Source organism: Leptolyngbya iicbica LK (genome assembly GCF_004212215.1).
Classification (GTDB): domain Bacteria; phylum Cyanobacteriota; class Cyanobacteriia; order Phormidesmidales; family Phormidesmidaceae; genus Halomicronema; species Halomicronema iicbica.
Genome location: NZ_QVFV01000001.1, coordinates 863,505 through 880,185 on the forward strand (window position 1 = coordinate 863,505; position 16,681 = coordinate 880,185).

Below are 16,681 nucleotides of genomic sequence, written 5' to 3' on the forward strand. Positions count from 1 at the left end.
ATTAGCGCGGGCCAGGATAACGGCGATCGCGACGGGTAAAGAGTTTCAAAAAGGGCAGGCGGTTTTGGACCTGTCCAGGATTGAGCTTTTCGCCCAGTTTGTTGAGGGCATTGGGTTCCATCGTGGGGGGCGCGGGCTCACCACCAGGGGTTTGCCACCAAGCCGATACCGTTCCACCCGCCAAGCCGGCGATCGCCCCAAAGATAATGCTGGGGACAATTTCATAGCCCAACAGCAAAAAGGCCAGCAAAAACACCAGCCACAGTTTCAGCGCAACGGGAAAGATCTTGTCAGTCACAATGGCCCCGCAGATCAACAGACTTCCTGAACCGCCTTACCCCATTCTCGTGGGAGCAGACTGCCCAACTGATTTACGCCTCTACTATAGTCGCCAATTGAGCAGGCAGCGGTTGGGTTGTATCAACCCGTTTTACATAGGGCTGCTCTGCTGCCGTAAAGGGTTCGAACTGTTGGTTGGCGAGGACGGCGACAGTCGCATCGGCAATATCGCCCTGGCGATCGCGCACCCGCTGTTCCAACACCGCGAGAGGCGCGTCACAATGAACCACTGTCACGGGCACGTTGTGAGCGTGAGCTTGGGCGATCGCCAGTTGTCGAGTGGCCACGCGATCGAATTTCGCATCCAAAATTACGGTGTTGCCCAAGCTGGCCAGCAAGCCCCCGAGTTCAGTCAACCGGGCATAGGTCTGCTGCGACATGGCTGGCGTATAGAGACTGTCGTCGCCTCGCTCTTGCAAGGGGACTCCGGCCAGATGCTTGCGCACGGCATCTGAGCGGAGATAAATGCCCCCCAGTTGACGACTCAACTCTTTGGCAACTGTACTCTTACCCGCCCCGGATAACCCCGACATGACCAGTAATTGGCCCGCTTGGGGTTGCACGTACGACCAGGCCAGGGTGTAATACTTCGCCGCTTTATCTGAGGCCGCTTGTTTGGTCGCCTCGTCAATCGAAGGATCCCCTAATAAGAACGAAGTGACCTTGGCCCGCACGTAAGATTGGCGGCTGACATATAGCGGCAACACTTGCAGGCCTTCCCAGTCGCCCGTGCATTCGACATAGTGGCTCAAAAAGCTAGCCGCCAAATCCTGCCGTCCGGCCACGGTCAAATCCATGATGATATAAGCGATGTCAAACATGACATCCACAAAACGGAAGGGTTCGTTGAACTCGATGCAGTCAAACAGCAGCAGTTCGTCTTGCCAATAGCAAATGTTGTTGAGGTGCAAGTCGCCGTGGCAGGCGCGAATCTTGTTCTGATCCATCCGCTGCTGCAAAAGCGCTGCTTGAGTGGCAAAAAACTTGTCAGTGTAGGCTTTGGTGTCGTCGAACTGCTGTTGAGTTTGTGGCCCACCAATGAAACCGACCGTCTGCTCGTAATTTTCGTCGATGGACTGGCGCACGTTTTCGACGGTGCCAAATTCGCGAATGTAGTCATTGGTCTCGGCTTTGAGGTGAAAGTCCGCGATCGCCTCCGCCAGTTTTCGTAACAATTCCTGAGACAGGCCACCCTGTTCAAACAAGTGACTCAGCAAAGTTGCTTGCGGAAACTGCCGCATCTTGACGGCATATTCCACCACTTCGCCGCCCTCAGCATCCCCCAAAATATAGCGATCGCCCTGTTGCGCGATCGGCACCACTTCCAGATACAAAGGTGATGCCGCACGCTGATTCAGCCGCAGTTCTTCAGCACAAAAATGTTGCCGCTTAGCCAAGGTGGAATAGTTGAGAAAGCCAAAATCCACCGACTTTTTCACCTTGTAGGCAAAGTCTCCAGTCAGCAGCACGTAAGAGACGTGAGTCTGCATCAGCCGAATGGGAGTCTCAACCTGGTGGGCATAAAACTCTGGTTGGAGCATTTGCTCAATGAGTGGGGGCAGCGATACGTCAGCCATAAACACCTATCTTTGGGCAATAAAAAACCAGGGATGGCTATCCCTGGTTCGTCATATCAGTCAAAACTATTCTGCGGCGGGTTCAGTACCGAGAAGACTAACCGTAGTACTGGTTTCTTGCTCACTGGCGACCGTTCTTGGTGCCGCAACATTCACCAGTGTTTTGTCGGTATCAGCGATCGCCTCCACCCCAGCAGGCAACTTGAGGTTGCTGATATGGAGATTTTCACCCACTGCCAGGTCAGAAACATCAATATCGACTGACTCAGGAATCGCACCAGGCGCACAGCGAATGGCTAGCTCAGACACCATGATGTCCAACGTGCCGCCTTCGTCTTTCACCCCTTTGGCCGTGCCGACGTAGTGAACCGGAACCACAACATCTACGCTGGACTGACTCGCAATGGAGAAGAAGCTCAGATGATAGAGCTTATCTTTCCAAGGATGAGTCTGCACTTCACGCAGCAAAGCTTGCCCCGTCCAAGGCATCTCAGGCACACTGACATTAATCAGCGTATTGTTGATGGACGCGCTGCGCACCAACCGCTCAGCCGAGCGCTGATCCACCGTGAGCGCAACGGACGCATCGCCATCATGACCATACAAGACGGCAGGGATTTGTCCCTCACGGCGCAACGCTCTCGGATTCACGCTGGCATCGCGTTTTTGACATTCAATTGACAGTTCCATAGGACTTACTTACAACTTCAAAAGGATTTCGGTAGGCAAACAAACAAACGATCAAGCAACTTGCGAAGCACTGCCATTTTCATGAAGCAGGGCTCGTTTGGGGCCGTGGATAGGGTCTTCCACGATGATGGTCTGGTCACGACTGGCCCCCAGCGACACGATCGCGATGGGCACTTCCATTAACTCAGCCAAAAACTTGAGATAGTCCAGCGCTTGGGACGGCAAATCTTCGAGCGATCGACAATCAGCGGTGGATTGCTTCCAACCCGGAAGAGTAGTGTATATCGGTTCGCACTTTGCAAACAACCGTCCGCTATTGGGCAATTCTTGATGAATCTCCCCATCAATTTTGTAAGCGGTGCAAACCTGAATCTCATCGAGCGCATCCAACACGTCTAATTTAGTGATTGCCAGACAATCGATGCCGTTGATGCGGACGGCGTAACGCCCGATGACGGCGTCGAACCAGCCACAGCGGCGGCGGCGGCCGGTCGTCGTGCCAAACTCTGAACCCAGTTCGCAGAGCTTATCGCCCAGCCCCCCTATCAACTCGGTAGGAAATGGCCCCTCACCGACGCGGGTGGTATAAGCTTTGGCAACCCCGATCACGCGATCGATCATCGTTGGCCCCACGCCAGAGCCAATGCAGGCTCCCCCCGCTACAGGATTGGAAGACGTCACGTAAGGATAAGTGCCATGATCCAGGTCAAGGAGGGTTCCTTGCGCTCCTTCAAAGAGGATGTTTTTGCGATCGCGAATGGCCTGGTCAATCAACAGCGAACCATCGACGACATGGGGACGTAAGCGATCAGCGTAGCCCTTATATTCTTCAATGACCGCTTTGGGATCCAGCGGTTCCAAGCCGTAAAGCTTCTCGAGGACAACATTTTTGTACTGAATTGTCCACTCGATTTGTTCATCGAGCCCGTCCATATCCACCAGGTCAATCATGCGGATACCAACCCGCTCGGACTTATCCGCATAGGTGGGGCCAATACCGCGACGAGTCGTGCCAATTTTCTTGCTGCCGCGCCGCTCTTCCGAGGCTTGGTCGAGCAAGCGATGATAGGGCATCGTCACATGCGCCGATTCAGAAATGAACAGGTTCTGAGTCGAAACCCCGAACCCTTCCAGCATGTCCAATTCTTTAATAATTTCGCGCGGATCAACGACTGTGCCACTACCAATGACACACTCAGTGTCGGGATACAAAATACCGGAGGGAATTAAGTGCAGCTTGAAAATCTGATCTTGAACAACGACCGTATGACCTGCATTTACGCCGCCCTGGTAACGGACGACCACATGAGCCGAACGGCTCAAGAGGTCAGTGATTTTCCCTTTCCCTTCGTCGCCCCACTGGGCACCAATTACTACGACGTTTGCCAATGTCTTTAAGGTCTTCTGTTCACACAAATGACCATTATCCGCAAATTTTTGCAAGCCTGTCAAGACACTATTTTTCAGCCTAAGCCAGAAAACTCTAATCCCTAATTTCATTGGCGATTAGCTGACGGTGCTCAGCTGGCCGTCAGGCATTGCGCTCAATATTGCAAGTCGAGAATTTAGAACAAAACTTTTTATCTTAAAACGGAATCAAGTTGTTTACGTTAAAACAGTAGATAACTTCCAGATCGTTTTACGGTTCTTTACACTTTTCCTGCCCATTTTATCCAAGAGGTCTCCATGAGTTTGTACGCTGAGTTGCACCGCCATTTGGGCGGTTCCGTTGTACCTAGAGTGCTGTGGCGCTATTTTGAGCGCAACCGTCCAGACGTTTCTGAGCGCTTTGAGGGGTATCCCGATTTTGAAGCGTTCTACACTCGCCCTCGCAATACCCTGGCCGAGTATTTAGAGTTGCATACGCTGGTGGAAAGTGTGCAAACCCAGGAAGCTCTCCCTTATTTCGTCTATCGCTTAATTCGCGGCGCTTATATTTTTGAAAACTTGGCCTACTTGGAACTGCGCTATACCCCGTATCTCCGCACCCCCGAGCATCTGCCTCAGCATGAACGTATCGAAAAAATGGCAGAAATTATTGAGGTGGTAGGACAAACCAGTCAGCAGTCGGAATATCCGATTGTGACCAAACAGATTCTCTGTATGCACTCCAAATTGCCCTACGAAGTGAACCAGGCCATTGTGGAGCTAGCGGCTCAATATTCTCAATATGTCTGCGCGATTGACCTGGCCGGGGGCGATGCCAAGTACGGCGATCGCATGGACGAATACACCACCCTGTATGCCCACGCTCGGGAATTAGGTGTCAGCACTACCGGGCATGTCTTCGAAACCCAAGATGGCTGTCACCCCGAATTGTTGCCTTACCTGATGCGCATCGGTCATGGCATTCAAATTCCCCTTCAGCGTCCCGACTTATTGCGCGAGGTCGCGGCTCGTGGGCAGTGCTTAGAAGTGTGTCCGACCACCTATCTCAAAACGGGCACGCTAGAAGACTTGCAGCAGTTAAAAGTCGTGTTCGATCGCTGCTTTGAGGCTGGAGTTGATATCGCCATCTGCACCGATAACGCCGGATTGCACAATGTGCGGCTGCCCTTTGAGTACGAAAACTTGTTGACCCAAGACATCATCGGCTTCGAAGAATTGCAAGCCTGCCAAGCCGCTGCGTTCCGTCATGCCTTTGCTTGGCCTCACGAACGCCAGCCCGGCTCCGTCATTGAGTCAATGCTGCGGCGCCAACAACTGACCCACCTCATGGGAGAAGAAATCGATGAGCCGGCAGTGCACGGGTAAACCTTTACCATCAACCGACAGGGAGATTCAAGACAGGCATTGGTTTTGCCCCAGTGCAAAGATGCCACCCTTTCGTCAACAAAATCTGCGATGAAAGGGTGCGACTAGCGGCATGATCCTAGATAATGGGAAGGTTTTGTAATTATCTGTCGCGTTCAAACAGCACTAAGCACATCATGCGTACCCATTACTGCGGCCACTTGCGGGCCTCCCACACTGGCGAAACAGTCACCCTATTTGGTTGGGTCGATCGCCGTCGTGACCATGGGGGCGTGATTTTCGTCGATTTGCGCGATCGCACCGGCATCGTCCAAATTGTCAGCGACCCAGAACGCACTCCCGGCTCCTTTGCCACCGCCAACGACCTGCGCAACGAATATGTGGTGCGCATCACCGGCAAAGTGAGCCAGCGTCAAGACGGAGCGATGAATCCAAAATTGCCCACGGGCGAAATCGAAATTTATGCGGATGAAATTGAACTGCTGAATGCCGTGCGCAAGCAGTTGCCCTTTCAAGTTTCCACGGCTGAAGCGGAATCCGTCAGGGAAGAACTGCGCCTGCGGTATCGGTATTTAGACTTGCGGCGCGAGCGCATGGCCCAAAACCTGCAAACTCGCCATGCCGTTGTGAAAGCGATTCGTCGATTCTTGGAAGACGAAGAGCAATTCATGGAAGTGGAGACGCCGATTTTGACCCGCTCCACCCCCGAGGGCGCGCGCGACTTCATCCTGCCATCGCGGGTGAATGAGGGCGAATGGTTTGCTCTGCCCCAGTCGCCACAGCTGTTTAAGCAGATTTTGATGGTTTCCGGGGTCGATCGCTATTACCAGATTGCCCGCTGTTTCCGCGACGAAGACTTGCGGGCCGATCGTCAGCCCGAGTTCACTCAACTCGACATGGAGATGAGTTTTCTCACCCAGGACGAAATTCTCGACCTGAACGAACGGCTAGTGTGTCACATTTTCAAAACCGTGCAGGGGGTGGAGGTGCCACGCCCATTCCCTCGGTTGACCTACGCCGAAGCCATGGATCGCTATGGCACCGACAAGCCCGACACCCGCTACGGACTGGAACTGGTGGAGGTATCGGATCTGGTGGCGGACTCCGGTTTCAAGGTCTTTTCCGGCGCGGTGAAATCTGGTGGCATGGTAAAAGTGCTGCCCATTCCCAATGGCAATGAGGTGATCTCGAATGTTCGCATCAAGCCCGGCGGCGATCTCTTTAAAGTTGCTGCCGAAGCAGGCGCGAAAGGCTTGGCCTATATCCGCGTGCGGGAAAGTGGAGAAATCGATACGATTGGAGCCATTAAAGACAACCTCACCGCCGAGCAAAAGCAAGAGATGCTGCGCCGGACGGGGGCGCAACCGGGGACACTGCTACTGTTTGGGGCTGGCCCCGATGACATTGTCAACCCCACACTGGATCGGGTGCGACAGGCGATCGCCAAAGAAATGAAGCTGATCCCTGCCGATCGGCTCAACCTACTGTGGGTCACCGACTTCCCCATGTTTGAGTGGAACGCAGATGAGCAGCGACTCGAAGCCTTGCACCACCCATTCACAGCGCCCCGACCTAGCGACCTGGATGATTTGAAAACGGCCCTCGCTCAAGCCTACGACCTTGTGCTCAACGGCTATGAAATCGGTGGCGGCAGCTTGCGCATCTATCAGCCAGAAGTGCAGCGACAAGTATTTGAAACCATTGGCCTGTCGGCAGAAGAGGCGCAAGAAAAATTCGGCTTTTTGCTGGAAGCGTTTGAATATGGCACTCCGCCTCACGGGGGGATCGCCTACGGCTTAGATCGTCTGGTGATGTTAATGGCGGGCGAAGAGTCCATTCGCGATGCGATCGCCTTTCCGAAAACCCAGCAGGCCCGGTGCTTGCTCACCGACGCTCCCTCTACCGTGGATGCGCAACAGCTTAAAGAATTGCAGGTCGCTTCGACCTATCGGCCCAAACCCAAGCCTGAGGCAACTGAAAACTAGCCGCAATCAATCGAAAAATCCTTGATTCATGAGCTGTTCCACCCTCAAGTTTTCACAACTTTACAACGAGTCATAAGGATTACTACAAATACATAAAGCTGAGACCATGTGCTCTCAACATCACGATAGGATCTCATCAATTGATGTCAGAGACGATTCTCTTAGAACCCCTATGCTCATAGTTTTGTTGATTTTTGGTCTTAGTTTAGTACCGGCTTTAATCTCGACGTGGATTAGTCTACGCTCGCGTGGGCAGGTGCGGGCCGAATTTGGGCGAGCCATGGAAGCAGCGGCTCGGGGTGGTTTGAAAGCTGCCATTCAGCGCGATCGCGACCTGAACTATGTTGAAGGCATTGGTTACGTCATTGGCGATTTTAGCTGCGAGATGAACGCGCGATCGCCCTACCTGCGCTGCGCGATGAACCCTTGCGGTCCTTGTCACGGCTGTCAGTTTTATGAGGCACCAGTGGTGCGCGAGGTCGTTATGACACCGCCAGAAACAGCGAATGCTTGTCCGATTCCGCCGATGCCGAATACTTGCCCCTTACCGGCTTTTTCCAGCGTGGCCTAGTTCAACTTGCGGCATTACTTCATCGCTTGCCAGTTGTAACCAGAGATCATTCCGTCGCTCTATAGCTAACACCCCGGCCCAGGATCTCTCCTGGGCCTTTGTTTTGGCATGAAATATCGCCACCACGGCAGTCTAATCAGCACCCTGCATAGCGAGTGGCCCCGCTCGGGACTGCGACGAGTACGGCCCGTTGCCCCACGACGGCAGACTAGGAATCTCTCAAAAGGGTCAAGATCGCCCTTGGATTATCTAATTCACCCACCAAGCGTCGCACCGGTAACGGTGCCACTCGCACCAACGTCGGTGTCGCTGCCACTTGATCGGCCTCTGCCTGTTCCGGGTGTTTAGACACATCAACCATCTGCAGAGTATAGGGTTGGCGACGCGCCCCTTCTAACACCTGCTGTAACGTTGTGAGAATTTTTTCAGTCGCTGCCGAAGGACCAGAGACAAAGAGCTTTAAGACAATTCCGGTCGTTTCATGGGGAAGTTCCACCGTCTCTTCAGGTTGGTGAGCCAGAGCTGGTGATTCAGACAGATCCAGCACTAAATTGTGGCTTTCCCACAGTTGTGGAAAGCGCGATCGATAGGTTTCTAACACCGATAAATCGAGACTATCAGGGTCAAAGCGCAAGCGCGTCCACTCCAGATTACCCAGGTCAAAAATGGCATTCAAGAGACCCTGGTAGTGATAAACAAAAGGATAGGCCTCAGCCGCAATGTGAGTCGTTGCCGTGGCTGAGTTTTGCCAGCAATCAACCGTCGCAGTAAAAGCCGGCACCAAAAAATGCGGCGACTCCGGCAAGCCCAATTGCTCTTGCAACGCTCCACAGAGATTCAGATGCCACTGCACCCGTTTCTGATAATCACGGCAGTAAACCAAATCCCCCCCCGGCGTAAAGACAGCAATGCCCTTAAATGCTGGAGGAGGAAGTGGATGCATCGAACTCAACATCAGTTATGGAACTCTAAACCCGTCCTCTGAGCATTTGCGCCATTTCGTTCTGTCTAGGTGACATTTCCAGCGCGGTTTCCTCGGTAATTCTGCCCGTTTCATAGAGGGCATACAAAGACTGGTTCATAGTACACATGCCATCAAAGCCGCACTTCGGCATCAGAGCTTCAATTTCATCCAAGTCACCCCGAATGATGTAGTCCTTAATAGCATCTGTGTTGATTAGGATGTCGTGGAAGGCGGCCCGTTTGCCATCGGTGGTGCGGCACAGCCCCTGGGCAATTACCGCAACGAGCGATTCGGCCAGCGAAATCCGCACCGGGGTTTGTTGATCGGGTTCATACAAATTTAGAATCCGCTCGACGGTTTTAACGGCGCTGTTGGTGTGTAGCGTGCCCATCACCAAGTGTCCGGTTTGGGCAGCTTTCATCGCTGTGTTGACCGTTTCCTTATCACGCATTTCACCTACGAGAATAATGTCCGGATCTTCCCGCAGGGAGGCTTTCAGCGCATTTTTAAATTCCAGCGTGTGCCGTCCAACTTCCCGGTGCTTGATCAATGATTTGCGACTTTGATGCACAAATTCAACTGGGTCTTCGATGGTGATGATATTTTTCGCCATCTCTTTGTTGATGTAGTCAATCATCGCCGCCATCGTGGTGGATTTACCGGACCCTGTGGGCCCCGTCACCAACACCAGGCCTTTGTGATAGTGGCAAATATCTCGGAACACATTTGGCAGGTTGAGCTGCTCCATGCTCAAGATCTTGTTAGGAATCAAACGAATAACGAGCGCTGGCCCTGTTAATGAGTCAAAAATATTAATCCGGATCCGAGAAAAATCGAACTGGCCCGCACCGTCAAAGTCTAAGGTCTGCTTGAACTGCTGGATTTCTTCTGGTTTAAGCACTTCGGCGAGCCAGCCGTAAAACGTCGGTTCGTCGATCACGGGATAATCGGTGGTCGCAATCTGACCGCGATCGCGGAAGCGAGGCACCTCCCCAACGCCCAAGTGAATGTCAGAAAAGCCCTTATCGAAGGCTTCCCGACAAATCTGCTCTAGCGACAACGTCGATTTTGCAGGGGTGGTGGGTGGGGGCGGCGCACTGCGACGAGGCGCCGCCGCACTGGGCGGAGCGGGGGGTCTACCAGCTGCTGCCCGGCCTGGAGGGGGAGGCGGCGGCATACGCGAAGGAACCGCAGGTGGACGTTGAGATTCGGCAGACATAGGACGCTTTCCGTAGATTTACAAACATCTCACGAGGGACATTGCTGACGCACTGACAGATGCCCTTGACCATTTTGATCACTCTGTAGGTTTCCCTATTGTGCAGCCGAATTTTCGCTCTGGGCCACTCACTTATTAACTTTGTTACGCCGACTCAAAATAATTCGTCCTGACCGCCACAGGCAGGCGCTTTCCATGTTACTTTTGTAAAGTTGTCTAAAATCGCACGCTCGACCTTTTGGGTGTCTTGAACTAAAGACTGTCGAGCGGAGGTTAAACCCGAAAGGAGTTACAAAATCATGCCTGTTGTTTCTTTACCCCAATTGTTGGAATCTGGGGTTCACTTTGGTCACCAGACCCGCCGCTGGAATCCCAAGATGTCTCAGTACATCTTTACATCTCGCAATGGGGTTCACATTATTGACCTGGTGCAAACCGCCCAACTCATGGACGAAGCGTTTGCCTATGTCCGTGACGCTGCGGCTCAAGGCCAAAAGTTTTTGTTCATCGGTACCAAGCGCCAGTCGGCTGGCATCATCGCGCAGGAAGCCACCCGCTGCGGTGCCAACTATGTCAACCAGCGATGGTTGGGAGGCATGCTGACCAACTGGGAAACCATCAAGACCCGGTGCGATCGCCTCAAAGAATTGGAAAAAATGCAGGAAACGGGTGCCCTAGCCCTCCGTCCAAAGAAAGAAGCGGCTGTGTTGCGTCGTGAACTGGAAAAGCTGCAAAAGTATCTGGGCGGTTTGAAGACGATGCGTCGTCCCCCCGATGTTGCGCTCATTATTGACACCCGTCGGGAATACAACGCCGTTCAGGAATGCAAGAAGCTGGATATTCCTATCGTGTCGTTGCTAGATACGAATTGTGATCCAGACGACGTTGATATTCCCATTCCGGCTAACGATGACGCCATTCGGTCCATTAAGCTGATTGTGGGTCGTTTAGCGGATGCGATCTACGAAGGGGCTCACGGCAGAGTCGATTCCGGTGCCATGTACGACGACTACGATGGGGCGGAAGCCGATTTTGACGATGAAGGCGATATTCCGTCTGCTGATAGTCAGGATGATTCTGAAGAATAACCTGGCGATCGCGTTACACAAATCATTGATGAAGCGACTAAGTAAGCAACGAGGGTAACATGGCTGAAATTTCGGCAAAGTTGGTGAAAGAACTGCGCGAAAAAACTGGCGCAGGCATGATGGACTGTAAAAAAGCGTTGAAAGAAACCGAAGGCGATCTAGAAAAAGCCGTTGAGTGGCTGCGCCAAAAGGGCATTTCTTCCGCCGCCAAGAAAGAAGGTCGGGTCGCCGCTGAAGGTCTCGTTCATAGCTATATCCATGTGGGTGCCCGCATTGGCGTCTTAGTGGAAGTCAACTGCGAGACTGATTTCGTGGCCAAAGGGGATGACTTCAAGAGTTTGGCTCAAGATGTCGCCATGCAGATTGCAGCCTGTCCTAACGTAGAGTACGTCAGAGTCGAAGACATTCCCCAAGAATGGATTGAGAAAGAAAAAGCCATTGAAATGGGCCGCGAAGATTTGGCTAAGAAGCCCGAGAATATTCGCGAGAAAATTGTGCAAGGTCGCATTGAAAAGCGTCTGAAAGAGCTCTCCTTAGTGGATCAACCATTCATCAAAGACCAAAATATTACAGTCGATGAGTTGGTGAAAAAGGCGGTTGCTCAGTTAGGCGAAAATATTCAAATTCGCCGCTTTGCCCGGTTCGTTCTGGGTGAAGGTATCGAGAAAGAAGAGGTCGATTTTGCGGCTGAAGTCGCGGCTCAGACGGGTGGTAAGTAACACCAGCGAGTGTTTTAGTTCAATAACTGCGAGCCAGGTGAGTCATTTATGATTTACCTGGCTTGTTGTTCAGTATTGCTATATCGGCCCTTAGTGCAAACTAGCGCGTGACTCATGGTCGAACGCAGATGCTTCAGCGCATTAGTCAATCCAACATCCACTTACTCTTGGAAGTTACATTGAAAGCTGAAATTGTATCCACCTCAAGATGTGAACAACGACCTTAATTCAGTTGTCCACATCTGCTGCTACTGTGTTTAATCTTATGGCCAGAAGCCTTGACCAAATTGCGACAGACCTCGCCAAATTAGACGCCTCAACTCAAGCGCTCGATCAAACGCTGCAAACGGTTTATCAAAGCTATTTGGGCATCATCGGACAAGCCGTCAAACGGCAGCTCATTTTGGCCGCTTATCACCTCTGCACGCAGGCGTATCCAGAAGAATTTATTGAGCTCACAGTGGCGCAGCGGGAAAAGCTGCAAACTGGTTTGCGTCAGCTCGCAGCTCAAGGACAAACTCAAATCACGCAACTGGGCCAAGTCAGCAACCTTACTGATTTAGCCGCGCAACTCGAAGAGGCAGTTGTCGCGAAATACGAAGCCTTGGGCTCAAACAGCGATGATGACGATCATCCTCCGGCGACATCCGATGATTCCTCGCTGTTGACTGACGTTTCCTCCCCACCGGAGACGTCAACGGTGGAATCTGCGGATTCATCGTCGTCTATGGCTCAAGAGGCACTGTCTACCGAGGCTGACTCAACGGCAGATGCAGCGACAGAAAAGGCGAAACAGGCCAATTTCGATACGGCCTCTGAGGAAGCAGCTGTGATTTTGCAGCGGCTGAGTACACAACTCTCGCTCTTTTCAATTCTGGAAGCAGAACCGCTCACCCCGGTTAGCCTCGCCAAACGGCATGTGCTGTTGGAGCGCCATCTACGAGCGATTTTACGCACCCTGTCGAGCTTGGCCAATCATTTGCTGAAGCAGGCCAATGTTTTGCCCGATTTACCAGACATGGTGATTGCGGCGGCAACCGAAGCAGAGGGTGATAGTTCAGGGCCGAGTCAGCCCAATTTAGTCAGTGTGCTGATTGAAATGGCCGATCGCCGGAGCGACCTGTCAGACGATGAGGATGACGTCATCGAGGAAGACGACGCTTTTGATGAGGATGACGATGAACCAGAACATGAGATGACGCATCTGGTAGCGATTAATCTACGCTTAGCGGATGTTGAGTTTGCGGATGCCCAAGCGGCATTATGGCGCGGACGTTTGCAAGAAACGCTGCATAAGCTCAAACGTCTGGGTCGGCGGTATCGGACCTTGCGGCAGGAACAAGCACGGGCAGAAGCCGAACATGCTTGGCGAGCCATCTGGTTTGAGGACTGAGGCGATCGCACGATTGCGGCACTAACCAAAAGTCTGCCTATCTGCTTGGGAGCGATCGCGAGCAAGATACCGACCCTCAACCATTAACCACAGATGGATTAGCTAAGGAATTGGAATTAAATTAAGTTTGAACAGCCGTCTCGGCTGTTCAAGAGCAGGCAAGATGACTGCCCGACAAAACTTGGATTTTATAAAATCCTGATTCCTAAGCAGCGGCTCAGTGACCCAAACGTCTTCTAATCTAGCCGCCTTCTACCTGATCGCGATACTCATCAGCCGACATCGCATCGTCCAAATCATCTAAATTTTCGGCTTTGATTTTAATCAGCCAGGCATCACCGTAGGGATCATCCACAATCTGTTCTGGGGAGTCCACGATCGCCTCATTCCGTTCCAGCACATCGCCATTAACGGGGGACTTCAAATCTTCCACCGCTTTCACGGACTCCACAGTGCCAAAGGTTTCGCCCTTTTCAACGGTATCGCCCACTTCGGGCAATTCCAAAAAGACAATGTCACCCAATTGATCGAGGGCAAATGCAGAAATCCCGATCGTCACGATCGCCTCATCTTCATCAACCCGGGCATATTCGTGGGTGTCCAGGTATTTCAAATCATCGGGAAACTCAAGGGCCATGACCGTTCTCTCTTGTAATCACGCGCTGTTGCCAGTGTCGCACGCCTGCTAGCGTATTTATCCATGCAAGTTGTGTCAACTCATGAAGCTTTGCGTTTATAAAAAGGTTTTTTCACCACCTGGGCGGGATGCGTCTTGCCGCGAATTTCGACCCCGATGGATTGCCCCACTTTTGCCAAATTAGCGGGTACGTACGCCAGGGCGATGGGGTAGCCCAAGGAAGGCGACAGGGTGCCGCTCGTGACAGTGCCGACGGTCTTTTCCTCATGGATAACGGGATAATCGTGCCGGGCGATATTGCGCCCTGCCATCTGGAGCCCGACTAACCGCCGAGGCACACCGTCAGCGCTTTGCTGTTCGAGTACAGAACGACCGATAAATTTACCAGCCCCGTCCAGGTGAACCAGCCATTTCAGTCCCGCTTCGAGGGGGGTGGTGTCGTCGGTGATGTCTTGACCGTATAGGGCCATCGCGGCTTCGAGGCGCAGGGTGTCGCGCGCGCCCAAGCCGCAGGGGGTAACGCCATTTTCCAGCAGTGTTTGCCAGAGGGCTTGCCCCCCGTCAGGACTCATCATGATTTCAAAGCCGTCTTCGCCCGTGTAGCCCGTGCGGGCCAGAAACGCGGGTTGGCCTAATACCGTCCCTTCAAGGTGTCCGAAGCGCCCCACTTTATCGAGGTCTTCGGTAGTGAGGCGCTGCAACTGAGTCACAGCTTCTGGCCCTTGCACGGCGATGAGGGCGCGATCGCGCGAAACATCCTCAAACGCAATGTCCGACGGCAGATGCTCAGTCATCCAGGTTTTGTCTTTGTCGGTGGTGGCCGCATTGACGATCACAGCGACGCGCTCGGTGCCGTCAGTCTCGGTGCCCTGATAGTAGATGATTAGGTCGTCAATGATGCCCGCTTGAGGATTGAGCAGCACGGTGTACTGGGCTTCCCCTAGCGTTAGACGGCTGAGGTCTGACGGCACGAGGGTTTGCAAGGCCGCTAGCACCCCGGATCCGCGCAAAAAGAACTTGCCCATGTGAGAAATGTCGAACATGCCCGCCGCTGTGCGCACAGCCTGGTGCTCTTGCTTAATGCCGCTGTATTGCACCGGCATTTCCCACCCAGCAAACTCAGTGAAGCGGGCTTTGAGGTCAGCCGAGAGGTCGTAAAGGGGGGTACGCAAAGAGGTCATGGGCGATGGAGGAATAGGGCGATCGCTCTTGATTGTAAAGGCTATTGAGAACCCCAGCTTCTCGAAGAAGCCGGGGTTCTGAGAGAAGTCGGGGTTCTGACAACGCTAGCTGATGTAGTAGTCGCGGGTGCCGCGAGCGCTATGGGCTTCCTCCAACCGTTCCAAAGCGTGGACGTAGGCGGCGGTGCGGAGGGGAATGGCGAGGTTTTGGGCAATGCGCCAGATTTTCTCCCCTTCTTCGATCATCTTGGTTTTGAGCCGATCGCTCACTTCGGCCTCAGTCCAATACAGACCGCTACGATTTTGCACCCACTCGTAATAGCTGACGATGACGCCTCCGGCATTCACCAAAATATCGGGGAAGACGTACACGCCTTTATCTTCCAGAATGCGATCGCCCTCGGAAGTGATCGGCCCGTTCGCGACCTCAAAAATGTATTGCGCTTGAATCTGGGCAGCATTGTCAGCGGTGATCTGATTTTCCAGCGCGGCAGGAATCAGGACGTCCACATCGAGCGTCAGCAGTTCTTCATTGGTGAGGGTATCGTGGCCATCCACCAAATTACAGACGGTGCCCTCGCAGTAAACCGCTTTGAGGCTGCGGGTCGAGGCTTTGAACTGTTGCAGACTGGGGATGTCGAGGCCGCGATCGCAATATACGCCGCCGCGCGAATCACTCACCGCCACCACTTTGTACCCCGCGTCAAATAGCAGCCGCGCAATGACACTACCGGCATTGCCAAAGCCCTGCACCGCGACCGTCGTCTCGGCGGGCACGCGGTCAAACTTCGGCAACATCGCCTGCAACACGTAAAACGCTCCCGTGCCCGTAGCGCGATCGCGTCCTTGACTGCCGCCCATCCCCAAGGGCTTGCCCGTAATCACCGCCGGGCATAACTGGCGGCGAATGATGCTGTACTGATCCATCATCCAACCCATGATCATCGGGTTGGTGTAAACATCCGGCGCAGGAATATCGATATCCGGGCCAATAAAGTCGGCGATCGCGTCCACATAGCCCCGACTCAGCCGTTCCAGCTCAAACTTCGACAACTCTTTGGGGTTCAGCGTGATGCCGCCCTTAGCGCCGCCAAAGGGCAAGTTCACCGCCGCACACTTAAACGTCATCCAAAACGCCAGCGACTGCACCTCATCCATACTGACGTTGGGGTGAAAGCGTATGCCTCCCTTAGTGGGTCCCCGAGTGTCGTCATAACGGACCCGATAGCCCTCAAACACGCGCAGCGAGCCGTCATCCATCCGCACGGGAATGGAGACTTTAAGACTCGCTTTGGGAAATTGCAGGCGCTCACTCGCATCTTCAGAAATTTGCACATGTTTAAGCGCCCGAGCCAGCCGCCGATTTGCATCCGACAATAATGAAGCTGTCATGACACCTCGTTTAACCGCCGCCGACTCCTATGGGCAACGATTTAGGCGTCGTCCTACGGCTTAGTTAGTATTGATTGTTACTAACCATTGTCGAGGGTGGAGTCAATCCGGTTGGATTTGTTCAGCTGAATTGTTACTGGAATCCATAAAACTTAAAGGGTATGACCTTCGC

General features: G+C 53.2%; 15 protein-coding genes. 6 read left to right on the plus strand and 9 right to left on the minus strand.

Translation table 11 applies throughout. From position 1 onward, the window contains the following. Nucleotide 1 precedes the first annotated feature (1 nt). The 4 genes from DYY88_RS03755 to DYY88_RS03770 all read right to left on the minus strand — a co-directional run bounded on the left by DYY88_RS03755 (nt 2) and on the right by DYY88_RS03770 (nt 3,995). Nucleotides 2-298: a hypothetical protein gene (locus DYY88_RS03755; protein WP_130199314.1), complete on the minus strand. Its 297-nt coding sequence runs from the start codon at nt 296-298 to the stop codon at nt 2-4. A gap of 73 nt (nt 299-371) precedes the next feature. Beyond that, nucleotides 372-1,916, minus strand: a complete 1,545-nt coding sequence (locus DYY88_RS03760; RefSeq protein WP_039725616.1) for a bifunctional aminoglycoside phosphotransferase/ATP-binding protein — start codon at nt 1,914-1,916, stop codon at nt 372-374. A gap of 66 nt (nt 1,917-1,982) precedes the next feature. Beyond that, complete coding sequence (locus DYY88_RS03765; protein WP_039725617.1) at nt 1,983-2,606, minus strand: 50S ribosomal protein L25/general stress protein Ctc; 624 nt, start codon at nt 2,604-2,606, stop codon at nt 1,983-1,985. Between the two features lie 51 nt (nt 2,607-2,657). Next, nucleotides 2,658-3,995, minus strand: coding sequence for an adenylosuccinate synthase (locus tag DYY88_RS03770; protein WP_039729389.1), 1,338 nt, complete (start codon nt 3,993-3,995; stop codon nt 2,658-2,660). A gap of 297 nt (nt 3,996-4,292) precedes the next feature. On the opposite strand from DYY88_RS03770, the gene DYY88_RS03775 reads away from it, so the two are divergent. From DYY88_RS03775 to DYY88_RS03785, 3 genes are all read left to right on the plus strand, one after another. Then, nucleotides 4,293-5,360: an adenosine deaminase gene (locus tag DYY88_RS03775; protein WP_039725618.1), complete on the plus strand. Its 1,068-nt coding sequence runs from the start codon at nt 4,293-4,295 to the stop codon at nt 5,358-5,360. 176 nt (nt 5,361-5,536) lie between these two features. Then, nucleotides 5,537-7,345 (plus strand): aspartate--tRNA ligase, encoded by a 1,809-nt coding sequence (gene aspS / locus DYY88_RS03780; RefSeq protein WP_039725619.1) that lies wholly within the window; start codon nt 5,537-5,539, stop codon nt 7,343-7,345. A 172-nt stretch (nt 7,346-7,517) separates the two neighbouring features. Beyond that, nucleotides 7,518-7,916, plus strand: coding sequence for a DUF6464 family protein (locus DYY88_RS03785; protein WP_052288246.1), 399 nt, complete (start codon nt 7,518-7,520; stop codon nt 7,914-7,916). A 208-nt stretch (nt 7,917-8,124) separates the two neighbouring features. On the opposite strand, the gene DYY88_RS03790 is transcribed toward DYY88_RS03785, so the two are convergent. Continuing rightward, the gene (locus DYY88_RS03790) at nt 8,125-8,859 is read right to left on the minus strand and encodes a circadian clock KaiB family protein (protein WP_039729393.1); all 735 of its coding nucleotides are present in this window, start codon (nt 8,857-8,859) and stop codon (nt 8,125-8,127) included. 25 nt (nt 8,860-8,884) lie between these two features. Beyond that, nucleotides 8,885-10,099 (minus strand): type IV pilus twitching motility protein PilT, encoded by a 1,215-nt coding sequence (locus DYY88_RS03795; protein ID WP_044151018.1) that lies wholly within the window; start codon nt 10,097-10,099, stop codon nt 8,885-8,887. A 299-nt stretch (nt 10,100-10,398) separates the two neighbouring features. Here DYY88_RS03795 and rpsB point away from each other — a divergent pair, with 299 nt between their 5' ends. The 3 genes from rpsB to DYY88_RS03810 all read left to right on the plus strand — a co-directional run bounded on the left by rpsB (nt 10,399) and on the right by DYY88_RS03810 (nt 13,299). Further along, nucleotides 10,399-11,187: a 30S ribosomal protein S2 gene (rpsB, locus tag DYY88_RS03800; RefSeq protein ID WP_039725621.1), complete on the plus strand. Its 789-nt coding sequence runs from the start codon at nt 10,399-10,401 to the stop codon at nt 11,185-11,187. 59 nt (nt 11,188-11,246) lie between these two features. After that, nucleotides 11,247-11,906: a translation elongation factor Ts gene (gene tsf / locus DYY88_RS03805; protein WP_039725622.1), complete on the plus strand. Its 660-nt coding sequence runs from the start codon at nt 11,247-11,249 to the stop codon at nt 11,904-11,906. A 265-nt stretch (nt 11,907-12,171) separates the two neighbouring features. After that, nucleotides 12,172-13,299 carry a hypothetical protein gene (locus DYY88_RS03810; protein WP_039725623.1) on the plus strand — a complete coding sequence of 376 codons (1,128 nt, stop codon included), beginning with the start codon at nt 12,172-12,174 and terminating at the stop codon, nt 13,297-13,299. Between the two features lie 241 nt (nt 13,300-13,540). On the opposite strand, the gene gcvH is transcribed toward DYY88_RS03810, so the two are convergent. The 3 genes from gcvH to DYY88_RS03825 all read right to left on the minus strand — a co-directional run bounded on the left by gcvH (nt 13,541) and on the right by DYY88_RS03825 (nt 16,509). Beyond that, nucleotides 13,541-13,936, minus strand: a complete 396-nt coding sequence (gene gcvH, locus DYY88_RS03815) for a glycine cleavage system protein GcvH (RefSeq protein ID WP_039725624.1) — start codon at nt 13,934-13,936, stop codon at nt 13,541-13,543. Between the two features lie 80 nt (nt 13,937-14,016). Next, complete coding sequence (gene gcvT, locus DYY88_RS03820) at nt 14,017-15,117, minus strand: glycine cleavage system aminomethyltransferase GcvT (protein WP_039725625.1); 1,101 nt, start codon at nt 15,115-15,117, stop codon at nt 14,017-14,019. A 105-nt stretch (nt 15,118-15,222) separates the two neighbouring features. After that, entirely contained in the window at nt 15,223-16,509 is a 1,287-nt protein-coding gene (locus tag DYY88_RS03825) for a Glu/Leu/Phe/Val family dehydrogenase (protein ID WP_039725626.1), read from the minus strand. Nucleotides 16,510-16,681 lie beyond the last annotated feature (172 nt).